The organism is Nostoc edaphicum CCNP1411 (assembly GCF_014023275.1).
GTDB lineage: Bacteria > Cyanobacteriota > Cyanobacteriia > Cyanobacteriales > Nostocaceae > Nostoc > Nostoc edaphicum_A.
Genome location: NZ_CP054698.1, coordinates 5,423,497 through 5,445,674, shown reverse-complemented (window position 1 = coordinate 5,445,674; position 22,178 = coordinate 5,423,497). Strand labels below are relative to the sequence as shown.

General features: G+C 42.4%; 21 protein-coding genes. 11 read left to right on the top strand and 10 right to left on the bottom strand.

Annotation, left to right across the window (positions count from 1 at the left end; translation table 11 throughout):
* Nucleotides 1-331: 331 nt before the first annotated feature.
* Nucleotides 332-1,825: a catalase gene (locus HUN01_RS25660; RefSeq protein ID WP_181928539.1), complete on the top strand. Its 1,494-nt coding sequence runs from the start codon at nucleotides 332-334 to the stop codon at nucleotides 1,823-1,825.
* A gap of 504 nt (nucleotides 1,826-2,329) precedes the next feature.
* Nucleotides 2,330-2,551: a hypothetical protein gene (locus tag HUN01_RS25655; RefSeq protein ID WP_181928538.1), complete on the top strand. Its 222-nt coding sequence runs from the start codon at nucleotides 2,330-2,332 to the stop codon at nucleotides 2,549-2,551.
* Nucleotides 2,552-2,767: 216 nt separating this feature from the next.
* Here the strand turns inward: HUN01_RS25655 and HUN01_RS25650 are convergent, their stop codons facing one another.
* From HUN01_RS25650 to HUN01_RS25635, 4 genes are all read right to left on the bottom strand, one after another.
* Nucleotides 2,768-4,312, bottom strand: coding sequence for a tetratricopeptide repeat protein (locus tag HUN01_RS25650; protein ID WP_181928537.1), 1,545 nt, complete (start codon nucleotides 4,310-4,312; stop codon nucleotides 2,768-2,770).
* Nucleotides 4,306-5,745 (bottom strand): caspase family protein, encoded by a 1,440-nt coding sequence (locus tag HUN01_RS25645; protein ID WP_238845631.1) that lies wholly within the window; start codon nucleotides 5,743-5,745, stop codon nucleotides 4,306-4,308. Before HUN01_RS25645 ends, HUN01_RS25650 begins: the two co-directional genes overlap by 7 nt.
* A gap of 302 nt (nucleotides 5,746-6,047) precedes the next feature.
* Complete coding sequence (locus HUN01_RS25640) at nucleotides 6,048-7,223, bottom strand: RBBP9/YdeN family alpha/beta hydrolase (RefSeq protein WP_181928535.1); 1,176 nt, start codon at nucleotides 7,221-7,223, stop codon at nucleotides 6,048-6,050.
* Nucleotides 7,224-7,441: 218 nt separating this feature from the next.
* Nucleotides 7,442-7,870, bottom strand: coding sequence for a hypothetical protein (locus tag HUN01_RS25635; protein ID WP_181928534.1), 429 nt, complete (start codon nucleotides 7,868-7,870; stop codon nucleotides 7,442-7,444).
* Between the two features lie 688 nt (nucleotides 7,871-8,558).
* On the opposite strand from HUN01_RS25635, the gene psbQ reads away from it, so the two are divergent.
* From psbQ to hemJ, 4 genes are all read left to right on the top strand, one after another.
* Nucleotides 8,559-9,014, top strand: a complete 456-nt coding sequence (gene psbQ, locus HUN01_RS25630) for a photosystem II protein PsbQ (protein ID WP_181928533.1) — start codon at nucleotides 8,559-8,561, stop codon at nucleotides 9,012-9,014.
* 94 nt (nucleotides 9,015-9,108) lie between these two features.
* Nucleotides 9,109-10,227, top strand: coding sequence for an NAD(P)/FAD-dependent oxidoreductase (locus HUN01_RS25625; protein ID WP_181928532.1), 1,119 nt, complete (start codon nucleotides 9,109-9,111; stop codon nucleotides 10,225-10,227).
* Nucleotides 10,228-10,286: 59 nt separating this feature from the next.
* Nucleotides 10,287-11,138 (top strand): alpha/beta fold hydrolase, encoded by an 852-nt coding sequence (locus tag HUN01_RS25620; protein WP_181928531.1) that lies wholly within the window; start codon nucleotides 10,287-10,289, stop codon nucleotides 11,136-11,138.
* Between the two features lie 255 nt (nucleotides 11,139-11,393).
* Nucleotides 11,394-11,978 carry a protoporphyrinogen oxidase HemJ gene (hemJ, locus tag HUN01_RS25615; protein WP_181928530.1) on the top strand — a complete coding sequence of 195 codons (585 nt, stop codon included), beginning with the start codon at nucleotides 11,394-11,396 and terminating at the stop codon, nucleotides 11,976-11,978.
* A gap of 189 nt (nucleotides 11,979-12,167) precedes the next feature.
* On the opposite strand, the gene HUN01_RS25610 is transcribed toward hemJ, so the two are convergent.
* Nucleotides 12,168-13,076, bottom strand: coding sequence for a peptidoglycan-binding protein (locus HUN01_RS25610; protein ID WP_181928529.1), 909 nt, complete (start codon nucleotides 13,074-13,076; stop codon nucleotides 12,168-12,170).
* Nucleotides 13,077-13,271: 195 nt separating this feature from the next.
* Here HUN01_RS25610 and HUN01_RS25605 point away from each other — a divergent pair, with 195 nt between their 5' ends.
* Both HUN01_RS25605 and HUN01_RS25600 read left to right on the top strand, forming a co-directional pair.
* Nucleotides 13,272-14,105, top strand: a complete 834-nt coding sequence (locus tag HUN01_RS25605; protein WP_181928528.1) for a sulfite exporter TauE/SafE family protein — start codon at nucleotides 13,272-13,274, stop codon at nucleotides 14,103-14,105.
* 1 nt (nucleotide 14,106) lies between these two features.
* A complete protein-coding gene (locus HUN01_RS25600) occupies nucleotides 14,107-14,661 on the top strand; it encodes a DUF1634 domain-containing protein (protein WP_181928527.1) in 555 nt (184 codons plus the stop codon).
* Nucleotides 14,662-14,751: 90 nt separating this feature from the next.
* On the opposite strand, the gene HUN01_RS25595 is transcribed toward HUN01_RS25600, so the two are convergent.
* The gene (locus HUN01_RS25595; RefSeq protein WP_238845629.1) at nucleotides 14,752-15,024 is read right to left on the bottom strand and encodes a hypothetical protein; all 273 of its coding nucleotides are present in this window, start codon (nucleotides 15,022-15,024) and stop codon (nucleotides 14,752-14,754) included.
* Nucleotides 15,025-15,503: 479 nt separating this feature from the next.
* On the opposite strand from HUN01_RS25595, the gene HUN01_RS25590 reads away from it, so the two are divergent.
* Nucleotides 15,504-15,965, top strand: coding sequence for a DUF7980 family protein (locus HUN01_RS25590; protein WP_181928526.1), 462 nt, complete (start codon nucleotides 15,504-15,506; stop codon nucleotides 15,963-15,965).
* A gap of 34 nt (nucleotides 15,966-15,999) precedes the next feature.
* The gene (locus HUN01_RS25585; RefSeq protein ID WP_181928525.1) at nucleotides 16,000-16,212 is read left to right on the top strand and encodes a hypothetical protein; all 213 of its coding nucleotides are present in this window, start codon (nucleotides 16,000-16,002) and stop codon (nucleotides 16,210-16,212) included.
* 74 nt (nucleotides 16,213-16,286) lie between these two features.
* Here the strand turns inward: HUN01_RS25585 and HUN01_RS25580 are convergent, their stop codons facing one another.
* From HUN01_RS25580 to folK, 4 genes are all read right to left on the bottom strand, one after another.
* Nucleotides 16,287-17,090, bottom strand: coding sequence for a prohibitin family protein (locus HUN01_RS25580; RefSeq protein WP_181928524.1), 804 nt, complete (start codon nucleotides 17,088-17,090; stop codon nucleotides 16,287-16,289).
* Nucleotides 17,091-17,420: 330 nt separating this feature from the next.
* Nucleotides 17,421-18,266 (bottom strand): ADP-ribosylglycohydrolase family protein, encoded by an 846-nt coding sequence (locus HUN01_RS25575; protein WP_181928523.1) that lies wholly within the window; start codon nucleotides 18,264-18,266, stop codon nucleotides 17,421-17,423.
* Between the two features lie 7 nt (nucleotides 18,267-18,273).
* Complete coding sequence (locus HUN01_RS25570; RefSeq protein WP_181928522.1) at nucleotides 18,274-18,822, bottom strand: NUDIX hydrolase; 549 nt, start codon at nucleotides 18,820-18,822, stop codon at nucleotides 18,274-18,276.
* Nucleotides 18,823-18,890: 68 nt separating this feature from the next.
* The gene (gene folK, locus HUN01_RS25565; RefSeq protein WP_181928521.1) at nucleotides 18,891-19,406 is read right to left on the bottom strand and encodes a 2-amino-4-hydroxy-6-hydroxymethyldihydropteridine diphosphokinase; all 516 of its coding nucleotides are present in this window, start codon (nucleotides 19,404-19,406) and stop codon (nucleotides 18,891-18,893) included.
* Nucleotides 19,407-19,676: 270 nt separating this feature from the next.
* Between folK and HUN01_RS25560 the strand changes: the two genes are divergently transcribed.
* A complete protein-coding gene (locus HUN01_RS25560; protein WP_181928520.1) occupies nucleotides 19,677-22,061 on the top strand; it encodes a transglycosylase domain-containing protein in 2,385 nt (794 codons plus the stop codon).
* Nucleotides 22,062-22,178 lie beyond the last annotated feature (117 nt).

Here is a 22,178-nt window from a genome sequence, read left to right as displayed (position 1 = left end):
TGCACCACTAAGCTTTTTACGTTATGTGGAAAAGTCCACGAAAAACCTAACCCCCTAACCCCCTTCCCGATGCGGGAAGGGGGAAATTCAAAGTCTCTCTCCTTTTAGGAGAGAGATTTAGAGAGAGGTTTTGCAGATGCCGTGAAAAGTCAGCTCTGCATATTACCAAAATACAAAAAAATTTATATTAATTCATAATCATATCGAGTATGATTTATATATAAACTCGTTATGACTATGAATTAGATTGTTCTATCAGTAGGTATCCATCTACTGACTAAAATGTACTGTGGGCAATCTGAGTAACTTACATGGAGAGCTTCTTTAACCCATGACTGAACCCCAAAATTTGACAACTGCTGACGGTATTCCAGTTGCCGATAATCAGAACTCACTCACGGCTGGATCGCGTGGCCCTGTATTAATGCAGGATTTCCACCTTATAGAAAAGCTGGCTCATTTCAACAGAGAACGTATTCCTGAAAGAGTTGTCCACGCCAAAGGTGCGGCTGCTCACGGCACTTTGACTATTACCAATGACATTACCCGCTACAGTAAAGCCAAACTTTTTTCTGAAATTGGCAAGAAAACGGAACTTCTCTTGCGCTTTTCGACAGTTGGCGGAGAAAAAGGTTCAGCAGATGCCGAGCGTGACCCTAGAGGTTTTTCCCTCAAGTTTTATACTGAGGAGGGTAACTGGGATCTTGTAGGTAACAATACCCCTATTTTCTTTATCCGCGACCCCCTCAAGTTTCCTGATTTTATCCATACCCAAAAGCGCAATCCCCAAACCAATTGCAAAGACCAGAATGCAAAGTGGGATTTTTGGTCACTCAGTCCAGAATCGCTTCACCAGGTGACGATCCTCTTTTCAGATCGGGGAATTCCCAAAACCCATCGACACATGGACGGTTTTGGTAGCCACACCTTCAGTTTAATTAATGCTGAAGGCGATCGCGTTTGGTGTAAATTTCACTTTAAGACTCTGCAAGGGCATCAAACTTTGACAGAGGAAGAATCCGCTAAGATTAAGGGCGAAGATCCCGATCATGCGACTCATGATTTGTTTGAAGCGATCGCTAAAAAAGACTATCCTAAGTGGCGGATGTGTATTCAGGTGATGACCGAGGAGCAAGCGGAAAAACATCCAGATAATCCTTTTGACTTAACCAAAGTTTGGAAACAAGGAGAATATCCTTTAATTGAAGTCGGGATATTAGAGCTAAATCGGAACCCAGAGAATTATTTCGCCGAAGTTGAGCAAGCCGCTTTTAGCCCTAGTGCGGTGGTTCCTGGCGTTAGTTTCTCTCCAGACAAAATGCTTCAAGCTCGAATTTTTTCTTACCCAGATGCTCAACGGTATCGCTTGGGTGGTAACTATCAGCAACTACCCGTCAACCAGCCCAAATGTCCAGTCATGCATTATCAGCGAGATGGCTTTATGGCATCGGGGAACAACGGCGGTAGCGTTCCTAACTATGAACCGAATAGTGCTGAGGGTACGCCTAAAGAAAATCCAGCTTATGCAGAACCACCTAGTCATTTGGGCGATGTCACAGTCGATCGTTACAGTCATCGTGAAGGAAACGACGATTATACTCAAGCAGGTAATTTGTATCGGTTACTAACTCCTGAGCAGCAGGAGCGTCTTGCTAAAAATATTGTCGGCAGTCTGAGTCAAGCAAGGGAAGACATCCAAATGCGCCAACTTTGCCACTTCTTCCGGGCAGATATTTCTTATGGTCGTCGTGTAGCTGAAGGATTGGGCATTTCAATCGATCCCTCAATGTTTTCTCATGATGCTCAACCTGTAGGTAACTGGTAGCCTTATCCAATTTTGTGAGGTGGGCAGCGTTCGACTGAGCGCTCACGCCGAAGTCTTGCCCGCCTTAGAGGATGTTTGAAAAGTTCTTTTCTTGGTAGCAAAACGTTTTAGATCCCCCTAAATCCCCCTTAGAAAGGGGGACTTTGATTCCGGTTCCCCCCTTTTTAAGGGGGGTTAGGGGGGATCAATAAGTGCCTAAAATCACAGCCAACCACTTTTCAAACAACCTCTTAAAGCAAATTACTTTGATTAGCTTACAAAATCAATCGAGGTAATTAAACATGAAATTAACAGCAACAGAAAAAGGCTAATCCTTAAAGAACTATTAGGAGAAAACCAAGAGTTTGAGATTATTCAAGAAAATGGAAAAATTATTATTACTAGTATCAAACAAACATTTTCTATTTGGGATTTAGGTTCAAATCCTGTGGAATGTGATGTAAAAGATGGTGCAATTAACCACGATCGCTATCTCTATAACCCGTTAACGGAGATAAAAGCCTCGTGAACGGAGCTAAAATACTCGTCAACGGAGATAAAAGCCTCGTTGACGGAGCTAAAAGACTCGTTGACAGAGATAAAAGCCTCGTGAACGGAGCTAAAAGACTCGTTGACGGAGATAAAAGCCTCGTGAACGGAGCTAAAAGACTCATTAACGGAGATAAAATACTCGTTGACGGAGTTCAGAGGCTCATTAACGGAGATAAACAAAAATATTTACAGTAATTGCGATCGCACCCTTCGCAAAGCATATCCTAGAGAAGTAGTTTTAGGTTGTGCGATCGCTTTATTTTGCTTCACTGCCTTTGCGATCACATTGTGTAATTAATTATCTTGCCTACTTATTAGACTGGGATTTGAATCCCAGGCGGGTAAGACACCCGGTGCAGATTACCTAAATTACTGAAACCAACGCCAGACAAAAGCAACCATTCTCCTGAATCAAGGCTGACGATTCCGCCGCAAGTTTTCCAGATTTTTACGAAAGGTTATTGTATTGGGATGATTTGCCCCTAAGCGTTTTTCAGCGATCGCCAAAGCTTCGATATACAAAGGTTCGGCATCGCTATACCTTCCCTGTGATTTGTAGAGTTCTGCTAAATTGTTCAGGCTACTTGCCACAATGGGGTGTTCATCCCCCAGCAGGCCTTTTCTCATCTCTAAGGCTTGGATGTACAAAGGTTCGGCATCGCTGTACCTTCCCTGTGATTTGTAGAGTTCTGCTAAATTGTTCAAGCTAGTTGCCACAAAGAGGTGTTCATCCCCCAGCAGGCGTTTTCTCATCTCTAAGGCTTGGATGTACAAAGGTTCGGCATCGCTGTACCTTCCCTGTGATTTGTAGAGTTCTGCTAAATTGTTCAAGCTAGTTGCCACAAAGAGGTGTTCATCCCCCAGCAGGCGTTTTCTCATCTTTAAAGCTTGGATGTACAAAGGTTCGGCATCGCTGTACCTTCCCTGTGATTTGTAGAGTCCTGCTAAATTATTCAGGCTAGTTGCCACAATGGGGTGTTCATCCCCCAGCAGGCGTTCTCTCATCTTTAAAGCTTCGATGAACAAATTTTCGGCATCGCTGTACCTTCCCAGGGAATCGTAGAGTAATGCCAAATTGTTCAGGCTAGTTGCCACATAGGGGTGTTCATCCCCCAGCAGGCGTTTTCTCATCGCCAAAGCTTCGATATACAAATTTTCGGCATCGCTGTACCTTCCCAGAGAATCGTAGAGTCCTGCTAAATTGTTCAGGCTAGTTGCCACAAAGAGGTGTTCATCCCCCAGTAGGCGTTTTCTCATCTCTAAGGCTTGGATGAACAAAGGTTCGGCTTCGCTGTACCTTGCCTGATAACGATAGATAAATGCCAAATTGTTCAGGCTACCTGCCACATCCGGGTGTTCATCCCCAAAACGTTTTCTAGCAGCCGATAAACTTTGTTTGTACCAAGGTAAAGCTTGCTCATAGGCTCCTTGACCTTCGTAAAATCTACCCAAGCCCAGAAAAGGCGAGATTAAATGCTCATCGCTTAACCAAGCTTGGTAAACTGTGGCAGCTTCCCCAAGGTGAGGGATGGCAAGAGTTGCTTGAGTAATGTCTATCAATGTGGGTGTCTGAGGAATATCTTTTGCTACGGCTACCATTGCTTGACAATAGCCGCGCTTAAGTTCGTTTACTTCAGCCAACTTTTCTAACTTCTGCTGCAATAATTCCCGAATGCGATCATGGGTTTGGTAGGTATCCTCTGCCAATTCTTGCAGCAAATAACGCTCAACTAAAATAGTGCAGTTAGCTTTGAGGTCAAATTCCAAATGGCTAGCACTTGCTGCTGATTCTACCAAAGACCAAGGGATAGGAGCCAAAGCAAACAAACTCAACAGACAAGCCAATTTTTGCGCCTCTGGTTCCAAGCTTTGCCAATTTAACTCAAAAGCTGCTGCTACACCAGACTCATCTGTTGATGCTTGCTTCTGTAGCCGGGCGAAGATGTCTGCTAGCATAATACTCTCCCTGGCTCTCGGCACTGTGCTGCTATTTGGTAAAGTCCAATTGGTACATAATTCACAAATCTGCAAAGTCCCTTTGCAAATTCTAATTCCTTCTCAACCCTCTCTTTTCCCAGCAGAGTTGTTAATAATTCTAAGGCTCCATCTTCTGACAATCCACCTAACGGCAGTGATGGATATACTAACCCTGTATTTAGACGAGTGGTAATTAACACCTTAAACCGAGAACCTTTAGGTGGTAGATAGGGTTGAATTTGCTTCCAGTCTTTGACATCATCAAATATTAATAAAACTTTGCCAGCTTGCCACTTCTTCCAGCAATAAGCAACTTGACCTGCTAGGCTTAATCCATCCGGCAGATTAAAGTTAGGTAAATTCACAACTCCAAACTCTACTACCTGGGTTCCCAAATCAATACCTTGGGGATTTAACCAACAACACCCGCCAGAATAATCTTCTAAATATTGCCATGAGTATTGAATAGCTAACTCTGTTTTACCTACCCCACCTTGCCCAGTCACATCGCTAATAGCCACAACATCATTTGCTTGCAATAGCTGATGCAATTGCTCTATTTGCTCATCCCTGCCAACAAACTTACGAGCTTGACTCTGTTGGATATTATGCGGGATATCAAACGGGTTGAAATGAGATTTTTCAATATCTCCATCCCAACTACGGGAATAAAAATAAGTCGGCAGTTGTTTTTTATCTAAACTAATAAATCGCTGCTTAACTGCCTCAGTAACTTCCTTCATATTCGGGGGAAAAGTTCCGTTAGCTGCGGCAAAAGCCTCCCGCACTGCTTGAGAAAAGTATCCTGTTTTAGTTTCAGAATTTACCTTAGCTTGCTCTCCTTCCCGCGTAGCCAGTAACACAAATTGTTGACTATCTTGCTTTGGCTGCCCACTCAAAAAAGCTTTGCCACCTAAATTAGTTGGTCTTCCCTTCGACTCTAAAACATAATTGGCACAGGCATCAATAATACAAATATGATTACGAATCTGAAATTTATCGGAACCCAACAAAACTAATAAAGAATTCAAATCTAAATTCTGCCAATTCTGTTTATTTGCATCAGCACAAAGCAACCGACGCTCTCGTTCTGAGGTAATCAAACCATGTCCCGCCCAAAAAATGTAGAGTAAATCCCCCGATTTTGGGGATAAAAAGTTAGTCACAATGTCGGAAATATTTTGCTCTGTTGCTAACTCTACAGTTAACCCACATTCCCCAATTAACTGATGATTTTCTTCCAGTGCTGATAAACATAACCGGATATTCTCCTTCGGTACACCGTGCAGATGCAGCCAATGAGCAAATTTCAGCGCGTCATCGGCTGGCCCCCCACCTGGCACGTTCCAAGCGGTTTCGTGGTACTTTTCAATACCCACAATTAACCCAAATGTCCGCTCAGGTTTAGCCATCAACTGCATGATGACTTAGCCTCTCACGTTATGGGGAATTACACATAAGCGATCGCCCAACCCACTTAAAAAGGGGGCTTTTAGCGTTCCTCCTACGGTGTACACACAAGTCTGAAGTAGTTTAAGAAGCTGGTTTTTACCCCACCCTAACCCTCCCCTTGTAAAGGGGAGGGAACTGGATTTCCGGCTTCCCCCCTTTCCAAGGGGGGATTGAGGGGGGTAATTTGACTTCTCTGTACACCGTAGCCTTGTATGGGAGAGGTTTGGAGAGGGGTTTTCTAAATACCGTAAAAAGTAAACCATTATGGCAACCTCGAAATAATCGCCTCCCAGGTTTTGGCATTTGTCCAATAAGCGCCGTGAGAACGGGGAAATGGTTGTTTACTATCCACTACTACATCCTGCACTCTATCAGGGAAAATTCTATTACCCACGTAACTGAGAAAATCGCGTAAATCGTAGATATTCAACCATTCCGGGAAATGCTCTGGCAATAACTGCCCATATTCTAAGCTGTAGAGGGCGTTAATCTCATATAAAAATGGTGCTTGGGAACCAACTGTTACCAATAATTCCACCTGAGACAACTGCTGCTGCACTAGCAAATCTACACAAGCGATACCTCCCAAACTATGGGCGATTAAAACCACTGGCGGTTCTGCTTGTTCTATTTGTTGCTGGATAAACGCCCTGATTTTTTCACCCCGCGTTTGATACAACAAAATATCACCAGGCATAGGCGAAATTTTATCAGTTAACTCAAGGCGGTTTCCTCTGACATAATTTGTTCCGCCGTGCTGCGCTAGTTCAACAAATGGCTTTAATAACCAACCACCCAATCCTAACTCCGCCTCTCCCAAAGCCAGAGTCAGCAATTCCACAACTTTGTCGCGCAATTGGGCATCGGTGAGTATGGGGGGAAATTTTTCTTGCTGTTCGCTAATAAACATTGCTTGAGCCACAACCGCTCTAGCTATTGGTGCATAATATTCACTCAAATCAGATTCGGAAACTGTGAGCAACGCCCGTTGATATGGTTCACTGTGGATAACTGCCTCTCGTGCTGGCTCAAATACCTCTGCAATTCCCGCCTCTTGCAACTTAGCTTGCAGTTGAGATCCCGGAGTGAGACTGGCTACACGAGATTGTAAAACATCCCCTGGTTCTTCCCCAAAGGGATTTCCTGACTCAATCGGTTTCAAAGACAACAGCCGTAATTCATACAGAGGGTCGCGGTATAATTGCCCCCACAATACAATCTCTGCGTCTTCTTCTCGTTGAGATAAAGCCAGTGTCGCATCTTCCAAGGGTACTGATGCCCGATTATCATTGAACTTTGCACCTAATACACCCCAAAGGCAGGGAGAAACTTTGATATCAGGACGTTGGGCGTGAATCTTTTGCTCAATTATCTGAAAGGTTTCGTTGTATTCTCGTTCTCTAATGCCTGTGCCATGTACAAATATTACAGTAGTCATTGTGATAAGGCTGGCTAGCGATCGCAATCCTCTGTATTATTCCTCACTACTTTCTCTGACACAAGTTGATTTTAGGGACTTCTAATTATCTAAATAAACGAACCACAGAGACAAGGCAGCGCAGTCTTGGGGGTTTCCCCCATGAGCGACTGCCGCGCAGAGAACACAGAGAGGAGAAATGAGAGTCTGTTTTGGGATATTTTTTATTTGGAAGTACCTTATTCGCTTGGTTTATTAAATACTTCTAAAATCTGTCGGCAAATCTGTTTGAGCTTATCCTCGATTTCACCAGAAGGCGAAGATGCGCCGACAACACTCCAGTTTTCTACCGTCGAAAGTCGCCACGCTTCACCGCGATGATCGAATCCAGCTACCTCTACACCGATCGCACGCCGGGAATTATTGATGGGATCTTGATAAAATCGGATTTGAATTAAAATACTACGACTTCGCCAAGATTTGCTGATACCAGGAAAGTGAAAGCCAATATCTATAGAATCTGGATCGACTAACTCCCTGGTTTCTGGGTCATTTTTCCAGGGTTTGAGATCGGATTTGGCATCAGGAAACTCGAATTTGAACAAATTAACTACCGTGGCAATGTTGCTGGCGAGTTCAAGGTTCGTTGCCTGTTCAGCTGCGTTCACTAAAAAACACTCCTATATTGCGTCGGCATCTTCGGGGATGTGAAGAGAGAAAAACCGCCAGAAGGCTTATATATATTGGTGTTTCAGCTTATCAAGACCTTTAAGATTTAGCAACTCTAAATCATATTTCCCTAACAATATCAGTTAACGTGAGTTCTACAAGTTTTATTTGACCTCTCCCCCAGCCCCTCTCCGTGTCGGAGAGCTACGGTGTACACACAAGTCTGATAACCTTATCCCGTATCGTTCTGATCCCCCCTAACCCCCCTTAAAAAAGGGGGAACTAGAATAAAAGTCCCCCAATTTATCGGGGGATTTAGGGGGATCAAACCACATTTTGCACTCAGCATAGAGATGTGTGTACACCGTAGGTGTCGGAGAGGGGAGCAAAAAGCTGAATTTTTCCTTGCTCCTCCCTTTCCGTTTCGGAGAGGGAGGCTGGGAGGGAGAGGTTCATCGAACTCACGTTTAGTTACTAACAGAAACCAAAAATCGCTTCTTGTTGGGACTGCCTAACACCTATTAAGTAATTGTACTTAAAAATTACTCAAAAGCAGATGGAACTCTGCTCTTTGGAAAAAATATCGAGATTTTCTGCAAAATCCTTGGCTGACAAGAACGATTGACTGCGCTAGCGATCTAAAATGACACTGTGAATCGGTAAACCAAAAGCAATTAAGTTGAATATATGGTGCGTCAACGCTCGATTTTTTCATTTTTCCTAGTACTATTGGCCACATTCCTGATTAGTTGTGGTGGCCCTGGTGTTGCGATCGCACCCCCGACTTACACAGCAGTACAACTTGAAAAAATTCAGGCTTATGTTCCTGAAATTCAGGCTGTGCGCGATCGCTCAGAAGAATTGACAACCCTGATTAAACAAGGTGATTGGATCAATGTGCGTAACTTTATACATGGGCCCATAACAGAAGCAAAGCTGAATCTGACTTATGTCACTCCCAACCTTCTACCCAAAGACCAACCCACAGCACGTCAAATAACGCGAGATTTTTTTAAAGACCTGGTTAAACTCGATAAAGCTACTAGTGCTGGCAATCCTCTAGTTGCCTTGAACCAATCCCAAGCTGCTTTCGCAGAGATTGACAAATTCCTCGATCTACTTCCGAAAACAGAAGAAAGTTAGGAGACGCGATTAATCACGTCTGTACAGGAGTTAAGAGTTAGGAGTTAGGAATTTTTAACTCCTAACTTCTCACTCCTCACTTGAAACACAAGTTATGAATGTAGTTATTATCGGTTGTGGTGTGGTTGGGGCTGCGATCGCATACCAACTGAGTCAAGAAAAAGGGCTAAAAATTACAGTTTGCGATCGCCAACCACCAGCACAAGCTTCTACGGGCGCTGCACTTGGCGTTTTAATGGGCGTAATCAGCCAAAAAATCAAGGGTAAAGCTTGGCAGATGCGACAAACTAGCATCCAGCGCTATGAAACCTTGATTCCTGAATTAGAAGCTTTAACAGGTCGCAAAATCCCTTTTAATCGCCAGGGAATTCTCAGTCTGGGTTTGCAAGAGGAGAATTTAGCAGCATGGGAAAAGCTTGTAGAAATTCGCCACTCTCAAGGCTGGAATTTAGAAATTTGGGACGCCGCTAAACTCCAAAATATCTGTCCTCAAGTCGATAACGAAAAAATTACTGGTGCTGTCTATTCTCCGCAAGACCGCCAGCTTGATCCAACTGCCCTCACCTTAGCTTTAGTTGAGGCTGCCCAGCAAAATGGTGTAACTTTCAAATTTGGCGTGACTGTTTTGGATGCCCCAAACTCAACATCTGAATTTTGCCATTGCCTTGAGACTACAGAAGGAAAAATAGCCGCTGATTGGTTTGTAATTGCAGCAGGATTAGGTTCAACACCGCTGACGGCAAAATTAAATCAGATAATTGATATCCGCCCCGTACTTGGGCAAGCCTTGCAAATGCGTGTGGGGCATCCATTAGGTAATCCTGATTTCCAGCCAGCAATAACGGGTAACGATGTCCATATTGTTCCTGTGGGTGGTGGAGATTATTGGGTAGGCGCAACTGTGGAATTTCCCAGCAATAGCGATGAGATACCGCCAAATCAAGAATTGTTGGAATCTGTTAGAGAACAAGCGATCGCATTTTGCCCAGAATTAGTCACAGCAAATATTCTTCGCACTTGGTCGGGCTTACGTCCCCGTCCTGAAGGACGCCCAGCCCCAGTTATTGGTAAGTTGCCAGGGTTTAGTAACGTCCTCCTAGCCACAGGACACTATCGCAACGGCGTTTTACTAGCACCCGCCACAGCTTATGCGATTCGTGAGATGATTATTTCTCAGGGAATGGGGAATGAGGGACTGGGGACTAGGGACTGAATTCTTCTTAATCAATGCCCAATGCCCAATTCCCAATGCCCAATCCATAGGAATATAACGTGTCAATAACAGAACATAAAATCAATGTAGATTCACTGGAATGGTTTTATCGGGAATCTTTACCAATCGGCAGAAGTGACTTAGCGCCTGTGTTGTTGCTACATGGCTTAGTTTCACAAAGTTACAGTTGGCGTCATATTATACCTGCTTTGGCGAATCAGGGTACAAGAGCGATCGCTCCCGATTGGATTGGTTACGGCTTTTCTGCCAAACCAGAAAAACGAGATTTTGCTTACACTCCCGATGCTTTTATCACAGCTTTAGAAGGATTTATTAAAGCTTTAGAACTGGAAAATTTTTCCTTAGTTGTCCAAGGTTTTTTAGGTTCTGTAGGACTACAATATGCCTTACGTCATCCAGAACAAATTGCCAATTTAGTTATCTTAAATACACCAATTTCAACTACTGCTAAATTACCCTGGAAAATTAAACAAATGGGTTTACCTTTGGCAGGTGAAGTAATGACCCAAGACCCCCTATTAGTTGACCGAACGCTAGAAGGTGGAAGTCGTTATCGCATAGGAGATAAGGATTTAGATATTTATCGAAAACCATTTTTGAAAACTTCTGCATCTGGTCGAAGTCTCTTAGCAAGTATTCGCAATTTACAGCTTGACTCAGCCATGACAGAAATACAATCTGGCTTTAAAGAATGGCAACAGCCAATTCTGATTCAATGGGGTATGATTGACCCTTGGCTACCTGTAGACATTGCTCAAAATTTTGCAAATTCTGCACCAAATACCGAATTAATAAAACTTAATAACGTCGGACATTATCCTCAAGAACACTACCACGAGACGATTTTAGAAGACCTTTTACCCTTTGTGCGTCGTAAAGATGCTCATTGATAATATAGCTTTGGCAAAAATCGATATTATAAAAATGAATGTCAGAATATCAGGAGTCAGAATCCAGGAGTCAGAATTCAGAATCAATTAGTCGAGGATTCCCAATCACTACTAAATGGAAGATGATGTGGCTAAATTGAAATATTCTTTACTATTAAGACTCCATCCTTTGACGGTTGGAGAATTCTGAATTCTGACTCATTTTTATTGCCATTAAAAATGGAGTGCAACCACAAGTAAAGGAGATTAGAGTTCATGGCTTATTCATGGTTTAAAGCCTTTCATATTGTTGGATTTGTAGTTTGGTTTGCTGGTTTGTTCTACTTAGTACGTCTTTTTATCTATCACGTTGAAGCGAACCTTGAACCTGAGCCAGCGCGAACGATATTGAAAAATCAGTATCAAATTATGGAAAAGCGTCTCTATTACATCATCACTAACCCAGGAATGTATGTGACGATCGCAATGGCCATTGGTTTAGTAAGCACTGAACCGGATATTTTAAAAGAAGGTTGGTTGCATATCAAACTGCTGTTTGTGGCTATTTTAATTGGCTACCATCATTACTGCGCTAGGCTGATGAAGAAATTAGCAGTAGATGAATGTGGCTGGAGTGGTCAGCAATTACGTGCTTTAAATGAAGCGCCTACAGTTATGTTAGTAGCGATCGTCCTGCTGGCTGTGTTTAAAAATAATCTACCTACAGATATCGCTGCTTGGGCTATTTTTGCCATGATTATTTTGATGGCAGTCACTATTCAACTTTACGCCAAAAAACGCAGGCAGGATAAAGAGAAGCTGACGGCGCAGATAGGGCAAGTTCCACAGGAACAAAGTTAAAAGGGCGATTAGAAACCGCAACTACACAAGGCAAAACCCACTGAGGTGGGTTTCAAACTCTCAATTTTTTTCAGTCCGGTTGCGCGGACTACCCTGTGGGAAGACGCAAAGCGTCTATGTTTGTATAGCCGTGAATTCTATTTCGCCCTAGCTCTAAATAATAACTGTGCGCCCCTACCACTAATTACTTCATCCTGGAAATGTTTTCAGTAAATCATCCCCAGGAATCACGGTAGTGTAGAAAGCATATTTGCGATTAGCAACATAACGGCGATCTTGTTTAATAATCGCCATAAACTCTCTATGTCCTTCACGGGTACGTCCCACTAAACAACCCGCACTGGCAAGGCGAATATCATTCCGTGGATAATCAAAGCCGTAGTGCTGATTCACATAAAAATTATCACCTGTATCAAGTTTGTCACCAGTCCGTTTAAAATCTTTGTTGAAATCTCTACAAACAGTTATATCTCCAACTTGCACTAATGCTTCGTGAGGCTCTGCTGTACCGTGGGTGCCAACAGCCCAAGCTTTGTATTGCCCAAACTGAATCCTCGCTGCTCCTTTGGAATTCATCGGTGTATAAGTGTAGTACTTCCCTGGTTCTGTAGTAGCTTCCCAGTGATCTACGATTTTAGGAACACCATTTACGACTTCAATGAGAATCCGTCGATCATTAAATTCGTTGGGTGCATCATTGTTGAGAGTCCAGTCTGCATTTATACCCTCTACATAGACAATGTTGTATTCTTTTGGATTAGTGAATACCTCATAATTCTTGGAGAGCATATATTTTACAATTTTGCTGGCAATGTCATTACCAAGCTTTAAAGGGGGTTTAGGAAGATCATCTGGTTTGGTTTCAATCAGTTTCTTGGCTGTGACTGCTCCTAAAAAGCCACTCTCTTCAGTCTTTACTAATTCTTGAAATTTTTTGAGAGAGATCACAGAAACAGGGCCAAATTTCCCATCGGCTGGGGGTTCTAGCAAACCTAAGCCAATTAACAATATCTGAATCTGACGAGCTAAGTCTGCGTCATCAGCGATCGCCTCAAATCCCCATTTCTCCTCTTTTCCCAAAAAATCTTGTAGTTTCATATTGCACCTGCTTCATTGACCTATAGCTAAGTATAAACATCATGACAAAAATTGACGATGTTTGAAACTATACGCTTATCCAAAAAGCTCTACCGCTATATCTGTAGTCAGTAGCAAACCTATAAATTAAGTTTTAAAGAATACAAAAAATATCCTTACATCTTGATATACATGTAAAAAAAAGAGGAATTAAATTTGACTATTTTAGAATTTTCATTACTAATTTGGATTGGTTCATTTAGCGCTGGCTTGTTAGGGGCGCTCACTGGGCTAGGAGGTGGAGTAGTAATTGTTCCCTTATTAACTTCAGTATTTGGTGTTGATATTCGATATGCCGTTGGTGCTTCACTTGTATCTGTAATCGCTACCTCTTTGGGTACAGCGTCTACCTTTATTAAAAAAGGCTATACCAATTTGCGATTGGGAATGTTTTTAGAAGTAGCGACAACCATCGGTGCGATCGCAGGAGCAATGATAGCTACTCTTGTCTCTGTGAAAGCCCTAACTATCGTGCTAGCGATCGCTCTCATTTATTCAGCATACCTTTCACAACGACCCAGAGTAGAACATCCTGAAGTTGAAGTAGCAGATCCCATTGCAAGTTATCTGAAACTGAATAGCAGTTATCCAACTCCTGATGGAATGATGTCTTACCAAGTTCATGCAGTACCAATGGGATTTGGTGTGATGTTAATAGCTGGAATGCTTTCTGGGTTGCTTGGTATTGGTTCCGGGGGATTCAAGGTATTGGCGATGGATCAAGCTATGGGTCTACCCTTCAAAGTTTCTACCACCACTAGCAATTTTATGATCGGTGTCACAGCAGCATCAGCCGGAGTTTACCTAGCACGAGGCTACATTGATCCGGGACTATCTATGCAAGTAATGTTGGGGGTATTACCTGGTGCTTTCTTGGGCGCACGAATCCTGACAGGCGCTAAAACGCAAATTTTGAGAACTATCTTCAGTCTTGTGCTAGTGGTAATGGCTTTGAAGATGGTCTACAACAGTTTAATAGGGGGGTTGTAAAATGTATAAATTTAATAGTAGCTTTCGCTGGACATTTCTGGCACAGCCTGATAAAGGAGTGGTTACACTAACCTTACCGCAGGAAGTTAAAGACTCTAATATCGAACAATTAGAACAGCGCACTAGCACAGTAACACAATTGCCTAATAGCTGTGAGATTGATGCTAACAAGAACGTGACGAAAACATTAAGTGAACAGCAATTAGAGAATTTGCTCAGTAACCTCATGAAATATGGCGTTTTGATAGCTAGTGCTGTGGTTTTGCTAGGCGGTATACTCTATTTAATTCATCACGGTAATGAACCTGCGGGATATCACTTTTTTCAGGGAGAACCATTGGAATTTTGCTCACCAGCAGGTGTAGTAAAAGCAGTGATATCAGGTAGCTATCGCGGCATTATTCAACTTGGACTTTTACTACTAATTGCTACTCCGATTGTTCGCGTTTTTATTTCCCTATTGGCTTTCCTACTACAGCGAGAATTTATCTATGTAATTGTGACTTTATTAGTAATGGCTAGTCTGATTTACAGTCTTGTAGGAGCATATTATTAGTAATATTTCCAATATTAAGGTATAATATTAAGCTTTTACCCCTAAACCACGAATATTGAAATTCACCTAAAAGTAAAATTTTTAACCTTATTATGATCCTTGTAAAAGATCATTTATTGAACTTATACTTTGTTTAATTTGTTCTGTCAGAGAAGTTCTTAATAAGTCAAGAGTTCCGGTTGAAATATTGAGTAATCCTAAAGCATATAATAGGCTCGAAATCCCAATAAACAGAGCCAATAATCTCCCAAAACAACCGGGATTAATTTCAATAAAACCTAATTTAGATTGCCCAATTACAGCAATTGTTATAAAAACAATTCCTGTTATTAAAAATGTGTTATTTGGAATAAAATCTGTCATGTCTTTATTAAGATGACTCAGCACTTTTATTGTAGCTATTATTAGTTCAATTTTTGGCTTCGTCTATATTAAAAAACATAAACTTTTGACTAATCAACACCCAACCTATAAGGATGCTTTGGGTATTCTAATATCAGTGTTGGATCTCATGGTGTGCTAAAATTCTTGAAGATATATTTTTATTTTCAAATCTATTGAGCTAAAAATAGTGTTGATTGTCTCAATGGTATATAAATACTTTTATTTTGCTCAAGTGGCGAAGGACTAACCACGATTAGGCACGAAGGGAACTTACTTATCCAACTCTGGTAGAAATCAGATATTGTTAATTTGTAGCTGATTTAAACTTCTATTTTGCTGAAACTATGCAGTGGTAAAACTTTCAGCATCAAAAAGCCAAAATGTTATCACTCTTGTACTAGACTTTGATTTCGTTTATATACTAAACTACACTAAGACGATAGGAATAGTGGGTTTTTATGGAAAGCGTCCAAAACGTTAGTCAAGAGTTGAATGTAACAGGAGATACAGCGCCAGAGCAATTACAACAATCTACTCCAAAAGAGTTCAAAAAAGACATTTTCAAAAAACTTAGAGGTGGATTTTTCTTGGTACTGGGATATTTGTTGTCACCACTATGTTGGTGGAATGACTTACTATTCAATCTGCCAATAGCTTATGGTTTTGGGTATGCATGTAGTTTACTTTCCCCAAAATTACTTCTACCTTGTTCAATTATAGGGTACTGGCTCTCTAATATCGTGGGAATTCTCTTGATGCAATTCGGTTCTAAGGACATTTTTCAAAAAGAACCTCAAGAGCATAATCTCAAAAAAGAATTATTCACTGGTCTAATTTCCTCAACAGTTTATACCCTGTTGATTATGCTCTTAATCCAGTTGAAAATTCTCGATTCTCCCATTTTATTCTCTAAGAGTTAATTTAGTTTATCACCTTTCTACAAAGGAATTGACTATGGGGGTTCACAGATGTCATTGGTGTCAACTTAACCCGAAAGCCTGTCTAGAAAAAGCTTTTAGATATTGTCTCGTGTCTCGTTCCCAGTCTCCGGCGGGGAATGCCATCTTAGAGGCTCCGCCCCGCCTCCCTTGCTGGCGGCAGAGCCGCCAAGAGCAGCATTTCCAGCCCAGAGGCTGGAAACGAGATTGGAAAAGGCTTTTAGCTTAAGTTGACACCAATGCACATCTGTGAACCCCTACTATGTATATCTAGCAGATATTTCGTAAAAAGCAATATCAACTTTAATCAAATTTTAAAATTTCACTTAAGTTCAACAATTTGGGAGCCTCCTTACTTACAATTAATGGCAACTTACCATTCCATTTCTCTATTGCTTGCCTTTGTAATATTTCTGGAGTTAAACCATCGCGTAATAATCTGTGGGCTTCAGCTTCTCCTTTGGCTAAATTAACTTTTGCCTCAGCCTCTTTTGTTGCTTTCAGGGCGATAAACTCTGCTTGTTTTGCTTCCTGTTCAGCAATCTGCTTTGCCTCCACCGCCTCACCAAATCGTTCTGAAAAATGGACATGAACTAGAGAAATATCATCAACTGCAACGTGATAGCTACCCAGTCGTGTAGACAATGCATCATCTACTCCACTTTTGACTTCTCCTCGTTTAGTAATAATTTCTTCAGCAGTATACTTTGCCATTACGGCTTTTAGAACTTCTTCAACTGCTGGGTTAATAATCCGAATAACTACATCTTGTTCATCTCCAATTTGTTGAAAAATGGCATTTACTTCCTGGGGAATAACATGCCAATTGAGAGCTACATCGGTGAAAACATTTTGTAAATCTTTGGAAGAAGCTTCAGCCGAGATTTCCTGTTTTTGGACTCGAATACTCAACTTTTTCACAGTATTTACTACAGGAATAATCAAGTGAAGTCCTTCTCCTAATATCTGGTTTTGGACTTCGCCAAATTTCATCAATACACCACGTTCTCCGGCATTTACAATCACACAAGGCGTCAGGAAAAGAGTTATCAGGAACAAAAGAGCAGTCAGTTTACCAGCACTATTAAAAGTTGTATTTTTTTTCATCGGTGTGAAACATATATGCGTCTTGTATGGAGACACATATTTAGGAGTTGTAAGCTTCTTCCTGTCATGCTCTTATAACTTTGACTCGAAGTCAATTTTCATATCACTCTAGCTAAGTAACAAAACATTATTACTAATAAGTAAGTCCCTGACTGAGCAGTTATGTATTGAATATACAGGTATATAGTTAAGCCGCCAATGTGTACTTTACTACCCCAACTTGGAGCTAATGAAGATTAGGCTAGCTTTATTTTTACCTAAATTACTGTAATCATATCGAAAAATCGTAGTATTGAAAAGGCAAGTTTGCCCTTAACCCATGTATTACATTTAGCTCGTCTTTTTGTTTACCAAACTCATTAGCTGTTTATCCAACCCAATGAGGTAATCTCTACCGTAAGCTCCATTCTCTAAGCCTGTAACGAGATTATGGGGAATGTCTTGTGTAATTTCTTCGCTACAAGAACCAGCAGCCAGTGCGATCGCAGCTACTGTATCTACATCCCCGGTAAAAGCGATACAATCTTGTAAAAGTTCGCTCATGCTGTCATTTCGCATCACCGCAGTAATCGCAGCCCTGACACTCATCCAGCCTTTGGACTTGACTTTACCTTCCCAAGGTTTAGACCACTCTCCAGATACATAACCTTTGAGAAACTGTCCTAATTTGCGTTTTGCTCCCAGTCGATAGATAAAATAATGTGACATTAGGGCAGCCGCAACGGCAGCATTGATTCCATCAGGTGTATTGTGGGTAATTGCTGCTTGAATTGTTGCCGCCTCAATGACTTTTTCTGGTGTGGGATAGATGCCAATGGGTGCTGCACGCATTGCCCCTCCGCTTTTGTCACTATCAGGGTTAATTTTGCTTAAAAACTCTTCCCCATCCTGAATTTCTCCCAGAAAATGGTAGAAGCTTCGAGAATAACCTTCCCTCTCATCGCGCTTGAAGGCTCTAACAAAACTATCGGCTAAAACTTCTGGCGTCCACGGTGCTTGAGCAACAATTACTTCGGCAATGGCAATGCTCATCTGGGTATCGTCAGTATAGCTGCCAGGAATGAGTCGAAAACGCGGATGCTCGACGTATCGACTCAAATCGTTGTTAACGATCATCTCATCAGCATATTCAAAGCCTGCACCGTAGGCATCTGCGATCGCTAACTCTAGCAGCATATTGGTATTAAATTAAAAACGGACGCGCCAGAAAAAAGCTAGAAACTGATTTAGCATCTACCGGTTCTCCTTCCAGAATCGCTTTCTCTAATTCTTCGGGAGTCAAAAATACAGTTTCGATATCCTCGTCTCCATCTTGTGGTGGTGGTGTCTTCAGCTTTTCCAAATCTCGCGCCAGAAAAGCATAGATAATTTCATCAGAATAGCCGGGAGCTAAGAAAAATTCGCCTAGTTTGTCCCATTTTTTGGCACTATAACCAGTTTCTTCTTCAATCTCACGCTGTATTGTCTCTAAAGGTTCTTCATTTACTTCCACAGTTCCCGCCGGAAATTCTAATATTCGTCCCTGAATTGCAAAACGATACTGGCGCACCAGCACAAGTTTACCCTCTGGTGTCACTGGTACAGCTAAAGCACCACCAGGGTGACGAATACATTCCCATTCTCCTTCCGATTTATTAGGTAAACGCAAGCGATTAACTTCAAAATCAAACTTACGTCCTTTATAAAACAGGCGTTGTTTTAGTAGTTGTGGTAATTCTCTACCTAATGGCATAATAAAATCTGATTATCTGTGAATACAGAGGCGAAATCAGCGTTCTTCTGCGTTTAAGGATGGTGATTTTAATTGCCCATCCATAAATGTACATCTGAACAGTCTACCTCTTTCAGCAGTTCTTTAATAACACACCCAGAAACTGGTTCTACCCAATCTGGGGCAATTTCTGCCAGTGGTACTAACACAAAGGCCCGATCCCGCATTCGGGGATGGGGAATCTGGAGATTTGGTGTATTTACAATAAAGTCATCAAATAATAACAAATCCAAATCCAGGGTTCGCGGCCCCCAGCGTTCCTGTCGCACCCGCCCAAATTGTTGTTCAATTCCTAACAAAATTTCTAATAACTGCTGAGGTAGCATCTCTACCTGCAACGTGACGCAGCCATTTAGGTAATCTGGCTGTGGTGGCCCGACGGCTTTAGTTTGATACCAATTGGATTTGGCTTCTAAGAGAATCCCTGGTGTTTGGGCTAAAATCTCTATAGCTGCTTCTAAAATCGTCTGTGAATCGCCGATATTACTACCAAGGGCAAGAGCGCTTCGTCTGGGTTTGGTGTAGGCGTTGCTCGCCGTTGGCATCCTACTCTCCTTAATTGAGCCGTTTTCTGGCTGTTTTTGCGGATACTTTCCTGCGCTTGTTCCAGAAAATGCCAATAGCTTTTGTATTCAGAATAGTTATCAAAATTGCAGCATTTTTACAAAACTAAACTAACCAAATCTAAAAAACATTATTTTATGGTGAATTTAGTTAATTATTTATAGGATATTATACTAACACAATGGTGGTGCGCTAACCCCAAAGTTGATTAATGGTGGTTATATAGTTACTACTTTGAGCGAGGAACTGACGTGGGGAAGCTTACCTCCTGGTTCAAGCGAAGACCAACCAATTTGAGTGACTCTGGACAAGGAGGAACAAATGAGAGCTTACCACCAGCACATCTGGCGCAGGCGAGGCAGTTACTGAGCAAAATGAAAATTTTACCATCTAGGATGAAGGCCAATCAGGCAACTGGCGGGAAACCACTCTATCGTCGCTTATGGTTTTGGGCAGGCTTGGGTATAGGTGGTGGGATATTTGCCTTGATCTACGGCATTAATTCAATAGACCAGACTTTGCCAAATCAGGCCGAGTTGAATGCTGTACTCAGAGAGCAAACACTCACTATCAAAGCTGCCGATGGCACCATATTACAACAACAAGGTGAAGCGACCAGAGAACAGCTAAAGCTAGAACAAATACCAGATAATTTAAAAAAAGCTTTCATCGCTTCAGAAGATAAAAGATTTAAAGAACACAACGGAGTTGATCCGCAAGGGATTGTCAGAGCAGGTTTGAATAATTTGCGATCGCAAGGTGTGGTTGAAGGTGGTAGCACCATCACCCAACAGCTAACGCGGATTCTCTTTTTGAAACAAGAGCAGACAATCTGGCGCAAACTCAAAGAAGTCCGCCTTGCCCAAAAAATGGAGCAAGAATTAACCAAAGATCAGATTCTAGAGCGTTACCTGAATCTGGTTTATTTGGGGGCTGGAGCTTACGGTGTGGCAGATGCATCTTGGGTATACTTTAGTAAATCGCCAGACCAACTTTCTTTATCGGAAATGGCAACGATTGCTGGATTAGCTCCTGCTCCTAGCTTGTACGCCCCAGACAAGAATCCAGAAGCGGCAAAACGGCGGCGCGACTTGGTATTGCTACGGATGCAAGAAGATGGAATTATTACAGCAGAGCAAAGGCAGGCAGCTGTTCAGGAGTCGTTAACCCTCAAAAGTAGTTTACCTAAGCGAGTGCAAGTAGAATCGCCCTACTTTACCACCTACATCCAAAAAGAATTACCGAAGTATGTTTCTTCTGATGTCCTAGCGAGTGGGGGTTTAGTAGTAGAAACCACCCTGAACCCGACTTGGCAAAAAGTGGCAGAAGAGGCGGTTGCCAAAACACTACGAAATCAAGGACGCTGGGAGAACTTTAAGCAAGCATCAATGGTGGCCATTGACCCCCGTAATGGTGAAATTAAGGCGATGGTTGGGGGAAAAGACTTTGGTAAAAACCAGTTTAATCGGGTTACTCAGGCACAACGGCAGCCAGGATCGACATTTAAAGGGTTTGTATATGCTACTGCGATCGCTAGCGGTAAAAGCCCCTACGATAGCTACCAGGATGCGCCCTTTGTGGTAGATGGTTATGAACCAAAAAACTATAGCGAAAGGTTTCGAGGTTCCATGAATATCCGAGACGCTCTCACCAGTTCTATTAATGTGATTGCGGTGAAGGTGTTGATTGATATGGGATTTACGCCAACGATTAAACTTGCCCATGATATGGGGATAAAATCTGAACTTAAGCCCACCTACTCCTTAGCTCTTGGCTCAAATGAAGTCAATTTGTTAGAGTTGACTAGCGCTTATGGCAGTTTTGCAACTCAAGGCTTGCATACAGAACCTCATGGCATTACCCGCATCCTCAACCGCCAAGGTAAAGTGATTTGGTCAGCTAATTTCAAGCCTAAACGGGCCCTTGATGCCGACAGTGCTGCCATCATGACTTGGATGCTACGCAACGTCGTAGAAGCGGGAACTGGTGCTGCTGCTCAATTAGGTAATAGACAGGTTGCTGGAAAAACCGGCACCTCCGACGAAGCCCGCGATTTATGGTTTATTGGCTACATTCCCCAGATGGTGACAGGGGTTTGGCTAGGTAACGATGACAACCGCCCCACTTATGGCAGTAGTGGTAGTGCCGCTTACACCTGGCGCGAATTTATGAAACAAGCGGTAGAGGAGATGCCAGTAGAAAAGTTTCCCAAACGACCCAAATTAGAAGGTCGCAAAGGTACTATCAAAGCCCAGTCTATTAAGCCCAAACAAATCCTAAATCGTTCTATCTCCTCTAATGATGACTCAGGAGAAAGTACTGACAGCAGCAGATCATCTAGGAGACGTAGAAGCAGGAGGAGCTATTCTCAAGAAGATCAGCAACCAAGTAACTATACCCCAAGACGGAGAAGGCGCGATGCCTACGGCGGGCTACGCCTACGCAGCGAAGAATCCAGTTCTAGTAACTCTTCCTCAGAATCATCTACTCCACGGCGGCGCTCTAGAAGAGTAGAATCTGATTCTCCCCCGCCTCGAAGAACTCGGCGATCTTCCTCTCCTGCAAATAGTTCTGGTTCTTCAGGTTCTTCATCATCACAGCCATCCTGGCGGGATAGACTTAGACCTTCTAACTAATTAATTAAAGGTGGGCATGGGGCATTGAAAAGAGGCAGAGGGGCGGGGGGCGGGGTGCTGAGGAGAGGATTTTTCACCCTGCTATCTGCTCCCTGCTCCCTGCTCCCTTCTCCCTGC

Bases quoted from the DNA above. Each gene is read 5' to 3' on its own strand.
- HUN01_RS25585 (WP_181928525.1), top strand. From the start codon at position 16,000: ATGGGGGTTCACAGATGTCATTGGTGTCAACTTAACCCGAAAGCCTGT.
- HUN01_RS25660 (WP_181928539.1), top strand. From the start codon at position 332: ATGACTGAACCCCAAAATTTGACAACTGCTGACGGTATTCCAGTTGCC.
- hemJ (WP_181928530.1), top strand. From the start codon at position 11,394: ATGGCTTATTCATGGTTTAAAGCCTTTCATATTGTTGGATTTGTAGTT.
- HUN01_RS25600 (WP_181928527.1), top strand. From the start codon at position 14,107: ATGTATAAATTTAATAGTAGCTTTCGCTGGACATTTCTGGCACAGCCT.
- HUN01_RS25580 (WP_181928524.1), bottom strand. From the start codon at position 17,090: ATGAAAAAAAATACAACTTTTAATAGTGCTGGTAAACTGACTGCTCTT.
- HUN01_RS25650 (WP_181928537.1), bottom strand. From the start codon at position 4,312: ATGCTAGCAGACATCTTCGCCCGGCTACAGAAGCAAGCATCAACAGAT.
- HUN01_RS25610 (WP_181928529.1), bottom strand. From the start codon at position 13,076: ATGAAACTACAAGATTTTTTGGGAAAAGAGGAGAAATGGGGATTTGAG.
- HUN01_RS25640 (WP_181928535.1), bottom strand. From the start codon at position 7,223: ATGACTACTGTAATATTTGTACATGGCACAGGCATTAGAGAACGAGAA.
- HUN01_RS25575 (WP_181928523.1), bottom strand. From the start codon at position 18,266: ATGCTGCTAGAGTTAGCGATCGCAGATGCCTACGGTGCAGGCTTTGAA.
- HUN01_RS25570 (WP_181928522.1), bottom strand. From the start codon at position 18,822: ATGCCATTAGGTAGAGAATTACCACAACTACTAAAACAACGCCTGTTT.
- HUN01_RS25625 (WP_181928532.1), top strand. From the start codon at position 9,109: ATGAATGTAGTTATTATCGGTTGTGGTGTGGTTGGGGCTGCGATCGCA.
- folK (WP_181928521.1), bottom strand. From the start codon at position 19,406: ATGCCAACGGCGAGCAACGCCTACACCAAACCCAGACGAAGCGCTCTT.
- psbQ (WP_181928533.1), top strand. From the start codon at position 8,559: ATGGTGCGTCAACGCTCGATTTTTTCATTTTTCCTAGTACTATTGGCC.
- HUN01_RS25590 (WP_181928526.1), top strand. From the start codon at position 15,504: ATGGAAAGCGTCCAAAACGTTAGTCAAGAGTTGAATGTAACAGGAGAT.
- HUN01_RS25645 (WP_238845631.1), bottom strand. From the start codon at position 5,745: ATGGCTAAACCTGAGCGGACATTTGGGTTAATTGTGGGTATTGAAAAG.
- HUN01_RS25595 (WP_238845629.1), bottom strand. From the start codon at position 15,024: ATGACAGATTTTATTCCAAATAACACATTTTTAATAACAGGAATTGTT.